The organism is Xanthomonas sp. NCPPB 1128, assembly GCF_001043115.1.
Classification (GTDB): domain Bacteria; phylum Pseudomonadota; class Gammaproteobacteria; order Xanthomonadales; family Xanthomonadaceae; genus Xanthomonas_A.
In genome coordinates this window covers 1-14,793 of the sequence record NZ_LFME01000003.1, presented here as the reverse complement: position 1 = coordinate 14,793, position 14,793 = coordinate 1, and the positions used below count along the sequence as shown (strand labels likewise).

The 14,793-nt window shown below is 67.8% G+C and carries 9 protein-coding genes; 6 read left to right on the top strand and 3 right to left on the bottom strand.

The window, feature by feature from the left end; genetic code table 11:
- The first annotated feature begins 35 nt into the window (after positions 1-35).
- Entirely contained in the window at positions 36-1,043 is a 1,008-nt protein-coding gene (locus ACP93_RS03475; RefSeq protein WP_048489401.1) for a LacI family DNA-binding transcriptional regulator, read from the top strand.
- A 208-nt stretch (positions 1,044-1,251) separates the two neighbouring features.
- Entirely contained in the window at positions 1,252-3,237 is a 1,986-nt protein-coding gene (locus tag ACP93_RS03470; protein WP_204243629.1) for an alpha/beta hydrolase family protein, read from the top strand.
- Between the two features lie 169 nt (positions 3,238-3,406).
- On the opposite strand, the gene ACP93_RS03465 is transcribed toward ACP93_RS03470, so the two are convergent.
- On the bottom strand, positions 3,407-5,167 hold the full coding sequence (locus ACP93_RS03465) for a peptide MFS transporter (RefSeq protein WP_204243634.1): 1,761 nt from the start codon (positions 5,165-5,167) through the stop codon (positions 3,407-3,409).
- A 291-nt stretch (positions 5,168-5,458) separates the two neighbouring features.
- Here ACP93_RS03465 and ACP93_RS03460 point away from each other — a divergent pair, with 291 nt between their 5' ends.
- The 3 genes from ACP93_RS03460 to ACP93_RS03450 all read left to right on the top strand — a co-directional run bounded on the left by ACP93_RS03460 (position 5,459) and on the right by ACP93_RS03450 (position 11,362).
- On the top strand, positions 5,459-7,399 hold the full coding sequence (locus ACP93_RS03460; protein ID WP_048489399.1) for an OPT family oligopeptide transporter: 1,941 nt from the start codon (positions 5,459-5,461) through the stop codon (positions 7,397-7,399).
- A 354-nt stretch (positions 7,400-7,753) separates the two neighbouring features.
- Positions 7,754-9,823: a S9 family peptidase gene (locus ACP93_RS03455; RefSeq protein ID WP_048489398.1), complete on the top strand. Its 2,070-nt coding sequence runs from the start codon at positions 7,754-7,756 to the stop codon at positions 9,821-9,823.
- Positions 9,824-10,117: 294 nt separating this feature from the next.
- A complete protein-coding gene (locus ACP93_RS03450) occupies positions 10,118-11,362 on the top strand; it encodes a DUF819 family protein (RefSeq protein WP_048489397.1) in 1,245 nt (414 codons plus the stop codon).
- Positions 11,363-11,503: 141 nt separating this feature from the next.
- Here ACP93_RS03450 and ACP93_RS03445 read toward each other — a convergent pair whose 3' ends face one another.
- Both ACP93_RS03445 and ACP93_RS03440 read right to left on the bottom strand, forming a co-directional pair.
- Positions 11,504-12,697 carry a Tle-like phospholipase domain-containing protein gene (locus tag ACP93_RS03445; RefSeq protein ID WP_048489396.1) on the bottom strand — a complete coding sequence of 398 codons (1,194 nt, stop codon included), beginning with the start codon at positions 12,695-12,697 and terminating at the stop codon, positions 11,504-11,506.
- A 34-nt stretch (positions 12,698-12,731) separates the two neighbouring features.
- Entirely contained in the window at positions 12,732-13,499 is a 768-nt protein-coding gene (locus ACP93_RS03440; RefSeq protein WP_048489395.1) for an ankyrin repeat domain-containing protein, read from the bottom strand.
- A 378-nt stretch (positions 13,500-13,877) separates the two neighbouring features.
- Between ACP93_RS03440 and ACP93_RS03435 the strand changes: the two genes are divergently transcribed.
- Positions 13,878-14,564 (top strand): HAD-IA family hydrolase, encoded by a 687-nt coding sequence (locus ACP93_RS03435; protein WP_048489546.1) that lies wholly within the window; start codon positions 13,878-13,880, stop codon positions 14,562-14,564.
- The last annotated feature ends 229 nt before the right edge of the window (positions 14,565-14,793 follow it).

The window sequence follows — 14,793 nt, the reverse complement described above, 5'->3', positions numbered from 1 at the left end:
GTTGTGCACTGCACAGCAGAACACGAGTTCAGTTCATGGCGACAACCATCTACGACATCGCAAAGCACGTCGGCGTCACCGCGGGCACGGTGTCGCGGGCGCTCTCCCGGCCGGAAAAAGTCCTGCCCGCCACACGCGCGCGCATCGAGCAGGCCGCCGCTGCGCTAGGCTACGTCCCCAACACGGTGGCCAGGACGCTCAAGACCCAGCGCAGCGGCAAGCTCCTGGTCACCGTCCCGGACATCGCCAATCCCTTCTTTGCGCAGATCCTGCAGGGCGCGGAGGATGCCGCGCAGGCGGTCGGCTACGCCGTGCTGCTGGGCGATACCCAGCACCAGCCCGACCGCGAGGAGCGCTACGCGCAGATGCTTCCACGCAACGAGGCGGACGGCCTGATCGTGCTGGGGCACCGCCTCCCGCCGACGGCGCGTGAGATCGTCAAGCAGCAAGGCGCCGCCGCGCCAGTGGTCAACGGCTGCGAGTTCGACCCGGCGCTGGGCATTCCCAGCGTGCACATCGACAACGCGGCCGCGGCGCAGGCGGTGATGGAACACCTGTATGGACTGGGGCACACGCAGATCGCGGTGGTGGGCGGCCCGCCCGACAATCCCCTGCATCAGCAACGACTGGAAGGCGTGCGCGCCTCTGCCAAGGCGCGCCGCTGCCTGCGCAGCCTGACGGTGGTACCGGGCGACTTCTCCGTGGAATCCGGCCATGCGGCGGCGATGGCGCTATTGGGCCGTACACCCGCGCCGACCGCGATCTTCTGCTTCAGCGATCAGATGGCACTGGGGGCCCTGGCGGCCTGCCGGGACCTGGGCATCCGCGTGCCGTGCGATCTGTCCATCGTCGGCTTCGACGACCTGGCGTCGTCCAGTTACCTCACGCCGCCATTGACGACCATCCGGCAGCCGATGCGAGAGATCGGTGTCCGCGCGGTCAACCTGCTGCTCGCCATCATCGAACGGGTGGACGTACCGCTGCAGCAGACGCTGGATTTCAGCTTGATGGTGCGCGGGTCGACCGGTGTACCGAGAGGGTAGGTGACGGCAGGGGGCGATGCGCTCGATCGGTGCGCGCTGCCGTTTCCGTGGCAAATGACGGGCGTGCGGCTTCCGGGCTGCGCGCCCTTTTTGGTTTCCAGCCCCGACGTCGTCGGAGGTCGGCGCCCAGCTTCCGGTACGCCATCGGACAAGCGCCTGGATTAGACTTCACGCGTACGTCACGCCAACGGGAACAGGGGAACAAGGAATGAAGAGGGGACTGCGCGCAGTCGCGTTGTTGTGTCTGCTGGGAGCGGGGAATGCATGGGCGCAGGTGGATCTGGCGCCGTATCTGGTCAAGGAGCAGGTCGAAACACTGAAGTTGTCGCCGACCGGCGAGTACTACGCGGCGACGGTGCCGCTGGAGGATCGGACGGCGCTGGCGATCATGCGCCGCTCCGACAACAAGATCGTCGGCAGCTTCTCGATGGAGAAGAACACGCACGTCTATGATTTCGTGTGGGTCAACGACACGCGCGTGCTGTTCAACATGGTCCAGAAGATCGGTCAGCGGGATCGGCCCTGGGGGACCGGAGAATTGTTCGCGATCAACGCCGACGGCGGGGCGGCGGAGCTGCTGGTGGGCCAGCGCGTCACCGGCAACGGGCCGGGCACGCTGATCCAGACCAAGAAGGTGGAGAAGGTCATCGCCCACTGGGTGGGGCCGCTACCCGGCGACGATCGCAACTACATCATCCAGGCCGAGCCGTTCAGTACCAGTCAGGACCCTTACAGTCGCACCGAAGTGATGGATGTCTATAGTGGCCGCCGGCGGTTGCTGACCGGTTCGCCCAAGGTGCGCGGCGCCGATTTTTACAGCGATGAGCAAGGCAAGGTGCGCTTCGCCTCGGGAGCCGATGCCGACAATGCCAAGAAGCTGTTCTATCGCGATGCGCAGGGCAGCGACTGGAAGCTGATCAACGACGAAAATGTCAGCCAACACGTCGAATTGCCGATCGGGTTCTCCGAGGATGGACATACCGCCTATCTTCTGGCCCAGCAGGCGAAGGGCAGTGACGTCATCGAGTCGTGGAATACCGACAGCGGCGAGCGCAAGGTAGTCGCGCGCGATGCCCTGGCCGATCCCTACGCGATCATCTATCGCCATGGCACCCGCGTTCCGGTTGGTGTCCAGGTGCTGGGCGACACGCCGCGTAGCCTGTTTTTCGATAGTGCCTCTCCCGAAGCCAAGACCCAGCGCTCGCTGGAAGCGGCCTTCCCCGGGCAGGCGGTCTATGTCCCCTCCAGCACCCGCGACGGCCGGCTCAACCTGGTGAACGTGCAGTCCGGGCGCAATCCGGGGGAGTTCTATCTGTTCGACACCGTCGCCAAGAAGGCCGATTTCGTCTTCGCGCGTCGTGCTGCCCTGCAGTCGCCCAAGCTGGCCGAGGTGCGGCCGATCGCGTTGCAGGCGCGCGATGGCCTGCCACTGCATGGGTTCGTGACCCTGCCGGCAGCGGCCAAGTCCGGCAAGGTGCCGATGGTGGTGATGCCGCATGGCGGCCCGTTCGGTGAGTTCGACAACGGCATGTTCGACGAGGATGCGCAGATCCTGGCCAGCGCCGGTTACGCGGTGCTGCAGGTCAATTACCGCGGCTCCGGCAACTACGGGCGGGCGTTCCAGCAGGCAGGCGCCGGCCAGTGGGGCGGCAAGATGCAGGACGACGTCACCGACGCCACGCGCTGGGCCATCGACCAGGGCATCGCCGACCCGCAGCGCATCTGCATGTATGGCGCCAGCTATGGCGCCTATGCGGCGTTGATGGGCGTAGCCAAGGAGCCGACGCTGTATCGCTGCGCCGCCGGCTATGTCGGTGTCTACGACCTGCCGATGATGTATGTCAGGGGCGATGCCCAAGTGCGCGATGCCAGTCAGAACTTTTTGCGTGAATGGATGGGGACGGGCAGCGAACTGGCGGGGATCTCGCCGGTGAATCTGGCCGACAAGATCAAGGTGCCGGTATTTCTGGCGGCTGGTGGCGAGGACGAGCGCGCGCCCATCCAGCATTCCAAGAAGATGGAAGCCGCGCTGAAGAAAGCGGGTGTGCCGGTGGAGACGCTGTATGTCCCGACCGAGGGCCATGGCTTCTACACCGAAGAACATCGCCGCGAGTTCTACACCCGGCTGTTGGCGTTCCTGAGCAAGTCGCTGGGCGGTGCGCAGGCGGCGGCGCCGGCGGCAGCGAAGCCGTAAGTGGTTTCGCCTGGTGATGCGTGCCTGTACGGCGCGCATCGCAGGTGCATGACCTCAGTGCGGTCCGGAGCAAGTCCGGACCGCACTTGCCTCGGTTAGTCAGTGGCTCAGCTGACGCCTGATCCTGTCGCAATCGCGGTCGCAATGACGCGGCATCCGCAGCAACCGCTCAGCGCACCCCGTGCATCATCCGCCGCAGCAGCGGGGCGGCGAGGAAGGCGAGCACCGCACAGCCCACGCCGATCCACAGCAACAGCCAGAACAGGTGCGCGTACTTGGCCGCGGCGTCGGCGACGTTGAGAGTCTGGCCGTCCGGCACCTCGATCGCGGCGAGCTTGCCGAACAGCGCTGCCAGCGCCTCGGAGAACGCCGTGGCCAGGAACCAGGTGCCCATCATCAGGCTGACCACGCGCGGCACCGCGAGCTGGGTCACCGCCGACAGGCCGACCGGCGACAGGCACATCTCGCCGGCCTCCAGCACGAAGTAGGCCAGCACCAGCCACCACACGCTCGCCATCTGTCCGGTGGCGCCGACCTGTTGCGCGGCCAGCGCCAGCGGCACGAAGGACAGGCCGGCCAGCAGCAGCCCCATTGCCGACTTGGCGGGCTTGGACGGCTCGCGTCCGCGCCGCGCCAGCCACGCCCACAGTGCGGCGAACAGCGGCGCCAGCAGCACCAGGAACAGCGCGCCCAGGTAGGTCAGCGAGCCGGCGGTCTGCGGCAGCACCAGGCAGTCGCGGATCAGGAACAGCAGCATCAATGCGCTGACCCCAACGAACAGCAACCGCGGCGCCGACGAGTCCGGACGGCGGTCCGACAGCGCCGCCGCCAGCACGAAACCCAGCGGCGCCAGCAGCAGCGAGGCGATCGACCAGGGCAGGGGTGTGCCGCCGCGGATCACCAGCGACGGCACGATGTCCTTGGTCATCAGCCGGTCGGTGAAGGTGACCCACGAGCCGTAGGTCTGCTCGTACAGGGTGAAGTACACCAGCGCCATCGCGATCAGCACCATCAGCGCGATCATCTGCTGGCGCTGCACCGGGGTGCACTGGGTGCCGGTGAACCAGGCGAACCACAGCAGCACCGCGCCGAGCACCAGCAGCATCAGCAGCAGTGCCAGGGAGATTTCCCCGCCCAGGCTGAAGGCGCCGTTGGCGGCGGCCCACATCAAGGCGGCCACAGGCAGCACGCCCAGCACCGCGCACAGGTAGATCGCCCATTCGCGCGGCACGCCGAGCACGCGCTCGCGCAGCAGCGCCGGCTGCGCCGGTTCGGCGTGGCCGTGCAGGTATTTCTGGCCCCACAGGAACATGCCCAGGCCGAGCAGCATGCCGATGCCAGCTGCCCCGAAGCCGTAGCGCCAGCCGTAGGCCTCGCCGAGGAAGCCGCAGACCAGCGAGGCGAACAGGGCGCCGAGGTTGATGCCGGCGTAGAACAGCGAGAAGCCGGCATCGCGGCGCGGGTCGTCGGCGGGGTACAACTTGCCGACGATGGTGGAGATGTTCGGCTTGAGGAAGCCCACGCCCATGATGATCAGCGCCAGCGACAGGTAGGTCACGCCCAGGGATGCGGTGTCGCGCACCACCTCGCCGTTGACCCGGGTGGCGGCGTGGCCCTCGAAGGCCATGCCGATGTGGCCGAGCACCAGCAGCAGGCCGCCGAACACCACCGCCTTGCGCATGCCCAGCCAGCGGTCGGCCAGCAGCCCGCCCAGCACCGGCACGCAGTACACCAGGCCGCCATAGGCACCGAGTAGGTCGAGCCCGGCGTCGTCGCCGAACAGGTGGTATTTGGTCAGGTAGAGCAACAGCAGCGCCTTCATCCCGTAGAAGGAGAAGCGCTCCCACATCTCGGTGAAGAAGCAGACGTAGACGCCCTTGGGATGGCCGAGGAAATCGTCGCGCGCGTCGCGCAGCGGCAGGGAGGACACGGACACGGCGACTCTCGGCGCAGGAAGGCAGCGGCGGAGTATAGGGGGCGCCGGCGCTCGCTCGAATGGCGGCGCCTGGCATGGGCGGTTCGTCGCGAGGCCGTACCCTCACCCCAACCCCTCTCCCGGTGGGAGAGGGGCTACCAGCTGCCGCTGCCTTTGCGAATCCCAAATCCCCACTCCCCAATCCCCGCCCCCCAGGCATGTGCCACAAGCTGGGCGCCGGGAGGCTGGACTTGCCCCGCCCCAGACGCTAGCGTGCAAAGCGTTTTTGTCGTTTCAGGGGTAACCATGAACAACGCTGCCGCGCCGCGCCAGCTCACGTTCCGTGCCGTGGTGCTGGCGATCGTGCTGGCCGTGGTGCTGTCCGCCGCCAATGCCTACCTCGGCCTGTTCGCCGGCCTGACCATCGCCACCGCGATTCCGGCGGCGGTGGTGTCGATGGGGGTGCTGCGCCTGCTCGGCGGCGGCTCCATCCTCGAGAACAACATCGTGCAGACCGGCGCCTCGGCTGGTTCCTCGATCGCGGCGGGGGTGATCTTCACCATCCCGGCGCTGGTGATCATGGGCTACTGGCCGGACTTCAAGTACTGGTGGGTGCTGGGCATCGCCGGCATGGGCGGCCTGCTCGGGGTGCTGTTCTCGGTGCCGCTGCGGCGCTCGATGATCGTCGAGGATCCGCTGCCGTTCCCGGAGGGCAAGGCCGCCGCGGAAGTGCTCAAGGCCGGCGAGAATCCCGGGCCGGGGCTGAAAATCCTGGGCCTGTCGGCAGCGATCGGCGGGCTGGTCAAGCTCGGCGCGGCCAGCGGCCTGAAGGTGATCCCGGATACCTGGGCGCAGGCCGCGTACGTCGGCAGCAGCAAGATGGTCGGCTACATCGGGACCGGTCTGTCGCCGGCGCTGTTGGGCGTGGGCTACATCGTCGGGCTCAACGTCGGCATCGTGGTGCTGTCCGGCTCGATCCTGTCCTGGCATATCGCCATCCCGCTGTACCAGCAGTTCTTCATGGGCTCCGACCCGGCGCTGGCGCAGAGCCTGGCCAACGCACCGGCGGCCGAGGCTGCGTTCGGGATCTGGGGCGAAAAAGTCCGCTACCTCGGCGTGGGTGCGATGCTGATCGGCGGCGTGTGGACGCTGTTCTCGCTGCGCAAGTCGCTGCTGTCGGGTGTCAAGAGCGGCTTCGCTGCGGCGCGCAAGAGCACCGGCGGCGCCGCGGTGGCCGAGACCGATCGCGACCTGCCGATGAAGTGGATGCTGGTAGCGCTGCTGCTGTGCACGCTGCCGCTGCTGGGTCTGTACCAGGCCATCGTCGGCCAGTGGCACGTCAGCGTGCCGATGACCCTCATCATGATCGTCGCCGGCTTCCTGTTCGTCTCGGTGTCCGGCTACCTGGCCGGCCTGATCGGCTCGTCGAACAACCCGGTCTCCGGCATCACCATCTCCACCATCCTGTTCGCCTCGGCAGTGCTGGTGCTGCTGCTCGGGCGCGATTCCCCGATCGGTGCGGTCGCCGCGATCATGATCGGCGCAGTGGTGTGCTGCGCCGCGGCAGTCGGCGGTGACAACCTGCAGGATCTGAAGACCGGCTACCTGGTCGGCGCCACGCCATGGAAGCAGCAGTTGATGCTGGCCATCGGTGCGTTCTCGTGCGCGCTGATCATGGCGCCGGTGCTGAATCTGCTCGCAGAGGCGTACGGGATCGGCAGCAAGACGCTTCCGGCCCCGCAGGCGATGTTGATGGCCTCGGTAGCCAAGGGTCTGTTCGGTGGGACACTGCCGTGGACGATGATTGCGATCGGCGCCGGTGTCGGTGCGGCGATCATCGCGTTTGACGAATGGTTGAAGAAGACCGGCAAGCGCTTCCGCGTGCCGGTGCTCGCCGCGGCGATCGGCATCTACCTGCCGCTGGAGCTGATGGTGCCGATCTTCCTTGGTGGCCTGATCGCCCACTTGGTCGAGCGTTTCCACAAGATTCGCGCCGATGACGAGGAAGGGCGAGATCGCGTGCATCGTCCAGGCGTGTTGTTTTCAGCGGGTCTGATTACCGGCGAGGCGTTGATGGGCATCGGCATTGCGCTTCCGATCGTCATCACCAACAACAAGGACGTGCTGGCGCTTCCCGAGGCCTATCACCTCAACCAGTGGTATGGCCTTGCGCTGCTGGCCTTCGTCGGCTGGCTGCTGTACCGCACCGGCCGCAAGGGCGAAGCCGCGGCCAAGCCGCACGCGTAACGGCGCAATCGCCTCCCGCAACGCAACATTCGAAGCCCGGCCCCGCGCCGGGCTTCGCTTTTGCGGTCGCGCCAGCGCGCCGCGCGTGCCGTTCCATCAGCGTCTCGCTGGTTGGCTGGCCGCGCCGCGTGCATCGCGTGGACCCAGGACCGCATCGCATCACCCGCGCGCTTGCCGCTGTCCGCCTGACACCAGCGCCGGCATCGGCCTCCTGCACGTCACGGGTCAGCGCGTCGCTCTTCCCAATCCCCAATCCCGATTCCCCAATCCCAGCCCCTCCATGACTTCAGTCCTTTGCGCCATGCCCGCCGCGGCCCCTACCATCGACGTTTTGCCGTGTTCCGGAGACACCCGATGACCCTGCGCTACGCCTTGCTGCCCCTGGCCCTGCTGACCGCGCTGCCCGCGCTGGCCGCCACCCGCGGTTTCGAAGTCCGCGACATGGTCGCGCTGGACCGGGTGTCCTCGCCGCTGCTGACGCCCGATGGCGGCACGGTGGTCTTCGCCAAGCGGCAGATGGACAAGGCGCTGGAGAAGTCCAGCACCAGCCTGTGGCTGCGCGACCTGCGCACCCGCGATGCGGCGCCGCCGAAGCGGCTGACGCCGGAAGGCTGGAACGTCAATTCGCCGGAGCTGTCGGCCGACGGCAAGACCGTGTACTTCCTCAGCGCCAAGTCCGGCCGCCAGCAGCTGTACGCGCTGCCGCTGGCCGGCGGCGCGCCGCGCCAGCTCACCGATTTCGCGCTGGACGTGGACAGCTACCGCATCGCCCCGCAGGGCGACCGCGTGGCCTTCAGCGCCGGCGTGTTCCAGGATTGTGGCTCGGACCTGGCCTGCACGCAGAAGCGCCTGGACGCCAAGAAGCAGTCCAAGGCCACCGGCGTGGTGTTCGACCAGTTGTTCGTGCGCCACTGGGATACCTGGAACGACGGCCGCCGCAACAGCCTGTTCGTCGCGCCGCTGCCGGCTGGCGCCAAGGCCAAGCCGGTCGCCGGCGCCTCGGCGGTCAGCGTGACCCTGGCCGGCGACATCCCCTCCAAGCCGTTCGGCGGCAGCGAGGACTACACCTGGGCGCCGGACGGGCAGTCGCTGGTCGCCAGCGTGCGCGTGGCCGGCCGCGAGGAGCCGTGGTCGACCAACTTCGATCTGTACCGGCTGGACGCCGCCGGCAAGGCCGCACCGGTCAACCTGACCGCGTCCAACCCGGCCTGGGATGCCGGACCGGTGTTCTCCGCCGACGGCAAGACCCTGTTCTACCGCGCGATGAAGCGCCCCGGTTTCGAGGCCGACCGCTTCGGCTTGATGGCGATGGATGTGGCCAGCGGCAAGACCCGCGAGATCGCCCCGCAGTGGGACCGTTCCGCTGGCGAGATCGTGCTGTCGGCCGACGGCAAGACCGTCTATACCACCGCCGACGACATGGGCCAGCATCCGCTGTTCGCGGTCGACGTGGCCGATGGCAAGGTGCGCACCGTGGCCGCCGACGGCAGCGTCGCCGCGCCGGTGCTGGCCGGCAACACCCTGGTCTTCACCCGCAACAGCCTCAAGAGCGGCGACCAGATCATGGTCGCCGATGCCGACGGCCAGCAGCCGCGCGCCATCACCTCCAGCGCCGGCGAGATGCTGCCGGACGTGAAGTTCGGCGACTATGAGCAGTTCTCGTTCAAGGGCTGGAACAACGACACCGTGCATGGCTACGTGGTCAAGCCGTACAACTACCAGGAAGGCAAGACCTACCCCGTGGCGTTCCTGATCCACGGCGGCCCGCAGGGCAGCTTCGGCAACGGCTGGAGCTACCGTTGGAACCCGCAGACCTACGCAGGGCAGGGCTACGCGGTGGTGATGATCGACTTCCACGGCTCCACCGGCTACGGCCAGGCCTTCACCGACGCGATCAGCCAGCACTGGGGCGACCGCCCGCTGGAAGACCTGCAGAAGGGCTGGGACGCGGCGCAGAAGCAGTACGGCTTCCTCAATGGCGACAAGGCCTGCGCGCTCGGCGCCAGCTACGGCGGCTACATGGTCTACTGGATGGCCGGCAACTGGAACAAGCCGTGGAAGTGCCTGGTCGACCACGATGGCGTGTTCGACAACCGCATGATGGGCTACGCCACCGAGGAGCTGTGGTTCAGCGAGTGGGAGAACGGCGGCACGCCGTGGCAGAACCCGGCCGGCTACGAGAAGTTCAACCCGATCCTGCAAGTGGACAAGTGGAAGGTGCCGATGCTGGTGATCCATGGCCAGCAGGATTTCCGCATCCCGATGGAGCAGGGCCTGGCCGCGTTCGGCGCGCTGCAGCGCAAGGGTATCGAGTCCAAGTTCCTGTACTTCCCGGACGAGAACCACTGGGTGCTGAAGCCGCAGAACAGCATCCTGTGGCACGACACGGTCAACGGCTGGCTGAAGCAGCATATCGGGGAGTGAGGGGCCTGGGGCCCGGGTTTCTCGGGCCCCGTCCTGGGGCCTGGGTCATGGCCCAGGCCCCGGGATTCGGGATTCGTCCAGGGCATGCAGCGTCTGCATGGCGTCTCGTAGGAGCGGCTTCAGCCGCGACCGTGGTGGCACCGCGTCGCGGCTGAAGCCGCTCCTACGACTGCCATGGGTGTGAGGACGTTGGCGCTGCTTACGGTCGAATTCCCCCTCAACCCTCAACCCTCAACCGCTAACCGCCAATCCTAGATCCCGAATCCCCGCTCCCGAATCCCCGCCTACCGCCTGATGCCCTCCACGCCCCTGATCACCAACGACATCGTCATCTTCGGCCTGATCGCCGCCACCCTCGGCGCGGTGTTCTGGACCGCGGCGCGGCCGTCGGGAGTCTGGAAGCGTTTCTACGGCATCGTGCCGGCGCTGCTGCTGTGCTACCTGATTCCGGGCATCTACAACACCGTCGGCCTGATCGACGGGCAGCACAACAAACTCTACAACCCGGTCGCGCGCGACGTGCTGCTGCCGGCGGCGCTGGTGCTGCTCACCCTCACCGTCGATCTCAAGGGCATCCTGCGGCTGGGACCGAAGCTGGTGGCGATGTACCTGGGTGCCTCCTTCAGCATCATGCTCGGCGCAGTGGTGGCGTTCCAGATCATGAAGTGGCTGCATCCGGTGACCGTGGCCGGCGACACCTGGGCCGGCATGGCGGCGCTGGCCGGCAGCTGGATCGGCGGCGGCGCCAACATGCTGGCGATGCGCGAGGTGTTCCAGGTCGATGCCACCACCTTCGGCCAGTTCGCGGTGGTCGACGTCGGCGTCGGCTACGTGTGGATGGCGCTGTTGATCTTCCTGGCGCAGCGTGCGCCGGCCATCGACGCGCGCAGCGGCGCCGACACCCGCGGCATCGACGACCTCAAGCAGCGCATCGCCCACTTCCAGGCCCAGCACGAGCGCGTGGCCAGCCTGACCGACCTGATGCTGATCGTCGGCATTGCCTTCGGCGCGGTGGGTCTGGCGCATGCGATCGCCACGCCGGCGGCGGCCTGGTTCGACGCCAACGTCAGTTGGGCCAAGCAGTTCAGCCTCGGCTCGCCGTTCGTGTGGGTGGTGGTGCTGGCGACCACCTTCGGCCTGCTGCTCAGTTTCACCCGCGCGCGCACCCTCGAGGGCGCCGGCGCCTCGCGTATCGGCACGCTTTTGCTGTACTTCCTGATCGCCTGCATCGGCATGCAGATGGATCTGCTGGCGCTGTTCGACCGACCCTGGATCTTCGCGCTCGGACTGATCTGGCTGATCGTGCACGTCCTGCTGCTGCTGGCGCTGGGCAAGCTGCTGCGGGTGCCGTTCTTCTACTTCGCGATCGGCTCGCAGAGCAACGTCGGCGGCCCGGCCTCGGCACCGGTGGTGGCGGCCGCGTTCCATCCGGCGCTGGCGCCGGTCGGCGTACTGCTGGGCACGATGGGCTACGCCACCGGCACCTATCTGGCCTACGTGGTGGGCATCGTGCTGCGCGCGATGGCCGGCGCCGGCTGAGCCCAGGTTGCGTGGTGGTCCGACCCAGCGCTAGCGCGATCCGAGCGCCAGGGCGCTAGCGATGCGCGTTCCGCATGGTCTTGGCGGCGATCGAGGCAGGCGTTCCTTCGAACGCCTGCCTTATGCTTGAGTCTGCAGCGACTACTGCATCGCCACGCTGCGCTGCCGCTCTTCCTGCTGCTGCGGCGGCGCCTGCAGGTTCTGCTGCTGCAACTGGCCGACGTTGGCCTGCGACGGCTCGTGGGCCGCGGCTGCGGTCTGCACCTGGCTGCGCAGATGTGCCGGGTTCTCCGGCTGCCCCTGCACCGCGAACAGGCGATCGCCCTCGCGACTGGGCAGGACCTGGTCGATGCGCTGCAGGCCGTCCTGGCCGGCATGCGCAGCGACGCTGGCGGCGGTGTTGAGGAAGGCCGCGTCGTCGTGCAGGCCGAGCCGGTCGCGCTGCCCATCCAGCTGCACCACCGCGTCGTTGAACAGGCGGCTGCCGGTCGACAGGCCGGCCGATTGCGCCTGACCCTGACTTTGCGCCTGCAGATCCTCGGCCTTCATCACCGAGTCGATGCCGTGCAGGTCCAGGCGATGCTTGAACATCATGCCTGGGATCAGGCGCTGACCGAACGACAGCGGGTCCGGTTCCGGCAGCTGGATCTGGTGGCCGGCAGCGTCCGGCATCAGCCCGCGGGTGAGCAGGTTGTCTTCCTGCAGGTAGGTCAGCAGTTCGTTCTTGACGTGATAGCCGCGGATCAGCCCGTCGGCGGCATAGGCCTTGGCGGCGTCAGCGTCCAGTCCTTCGCGTTCCAGGGTCTTGTTGTTGACCCCGGCGGCGTTGAAGGTCACGGTCGGCACGTCGTTGACCATCGACGAGGCCGCGGCCAGGCCGCCGCCCAGCGAGTGTCCGGAGATCAGCAGGTTCTCGCCGAAGGCCTGCTTGGCCTGGCTGCCGAGCTGGATCGCCGAGGCGTACTGCGCGTCGGAAAAGCCCAGGCCCTGGCCGATGTTGTGTTTCCAGTCCTTCAGTTCGTCGGTGCCGCAAAACCCCAGCACCACGTTGCCCTGCGGGTTGCGGTAGAACGCGGCATCGAAGCCGCTCTTGGCGTCGTGCTGCAGGCTCGGATCGATGTCGGCGCGCTGCAGGGCGGCGTCGTCCATGCGCGACCAGCCATCGGGCAGCGCGGCGAAGGTCTCGGCGCCGCCGGCGCGGCGCTCGGCCGCGGTGTGGTAGAGGTCCTGCAGCAGCGGCGGCAGTTGCCGGTCCACGGCCTGCGGCTGCTGGCCGCGGACGGCGTCGGAGAAGGAGGTGGACGGATCGGACGGGGAAAGATCGCTCTGGTTCATGCGCGGCTCCGTGCGAGTGTGGCGACCGACCGCATCAGCGGGTCGCTTCCATGGGGATGGCGTGGGCGCTCAGCCAGGCGCGCACGTCGTTGCGGGTCTGCTGTGCATTGGCGTTGAGCAGGCGCTCGGGCGTGTTGAAGAAGTACGCCTGGAAGGTCTTGCCCTGCGCATTGCGCAGGTTCGGATCGACCCCGGCCTGCAGCAGCTTCGGAACCCACGGGTTGCCGGCGCTGCTCTGCGCGGCCAGATGCAGCAGCGAGTTGCCGGTGGCGTCGACGCGCTTCGGATCGGCGCCGGCCTTGAGCAGCATTTCGATCTGCGCGTCGCGCTTGCTCTGCACGGCGCGGAACAGCGGCGTCCAGTGCGCGCGCGCGCTCACCGGGTCGACCGGGGCGCCGTGCTGCAGCAGGAGTTGCAGGTACTGCGGATCCTTGGCCATGGCCGCCATGTGCACCACGGTTTCCTGATCCATGCCGGGCAGCGACGGGTCGGCACCGGCATCGAGCAGCGCCGCCAGCGCGCGCGGCTGTTCGTTCCAGATCGCCCATTCGAGCAGGGTGACGTTCTGGTCGCCGTGCGCGGACAGGTCCGTGCTGGGCGCCAGGGCGGCGATGCGGGCGACATCGCCGCGCGCGCTGGCGGCGGCGATGTCGGCGAGTGCGGGGTCGCGGAAGGCGACCGAATGATCCTGCAGCGAGGCTGACATGGCGGAATGCTCCTTGGCGCCGGACTGTGCGGCGCAACTGACCGAGAAGAACAGCGAGGTCGCGAGTGCGATCAGGGCAGGGACGGGCGTACGCATGCAAGGCTCCTTTCCTGTTCGCGGTCCTGGGATGACGGCGCACGTCCTGGCGCCGTTGCCGATGCTAGCAGCGGATGGCCGGAGCTTGGCGGCAGTTTTGTGACGCTGTCTGCGGATTGCAGGCGACACGCCGATGGGTGGCAGGCGTTTTAACCGGAAACCAACGATTGCACGACAGACCGCCGCCACGCTGTGGTGGTGGCCGCGGGCGGGCAGGGCGTGCAGGCATCACGCCGCGTGCGGGCACATAGTGCGCATGTCCTGCACGTACGCGATCTGCACATGCGCGATGGTCGCAGTGTTGCCGCTGCAGGCCTTCGCACAGGTGGGGGACATGCGCACGGCGGCATAATGGCGGTTTCCCTCCAGGAGCGCGCGATGACGGCGACCCCCTTCGACCTGTTGATCAGCGATTGCGACGGCGTGCTCGTCGACAGCGAAGTGCTGGCCGACCGGGTGATGCTCGATGCGCTGGGCGCCTATGTGCCGCGGGCCGAACTGGAACGCTTCCTCGCCGGCAGCTTCGGCCTCACCGCGCAGGAGATCGTGCAGCGCGTGCAGCGTCAGTACGCGCTGGATTTGCCGCCAGGCTTGTACCAGGAGATCCGCACGCGCTCCGAAGCGCTGATTGCGGCGGAAGTGCAGCCGATCGACGGCGTGCGCGAGGTTTTGCTGGCGTTGCCGCTGCCGCTGGCGGTCGCCTCCAACAGCATGCGCGAGAGCGTGGTCGCCTCGGTGGCGCGCGCCGGCTTGCAGGAGCGTGTCGGCGAGCGCATCTTCAGTGCCGACATGGTGGCGCGGCCCAAGCCCGCGCCGGACGTGTATCTGCTGGCGGCGAAGACGCTGGGCGTGGCGCCGGAGCGGTGCCTGGTGATCGAGGACAGTGCCACCGGTGCCAGCGCCGCGCTGGCCGCGGGCATGACGGTGATCGGTTTCACCGGCGCCGCGCATATCCCCGCCGGACATGCCGCAACCTTGCACCAGCTCGGCGTGGCCGCAGTGATGGAACACATGCGCGAGCTGCCGCAAACCTATGCGGAACTGGTGCGCGCCGCGGCGGCCTGAAGCGCTGGGAATCGGGATTCGGGTTCGGGGTGGGCGTAGCCCGCGATTGCGCGGCATCCGCGTGCTTCTCGGTAGGAGCGGCTTCAGCCGCGACGCCTTACCGGTAATGCGTCGCGGCTGAAGCCGCTCCTACAACGGCCAAGCGGCGATGCCCATTGCAAGCATCGCCGCAGTTTCATCGAGATCACCGCTGCGTGATCCGCCGGGCTCGCCGAGTACCTTCAGGCGC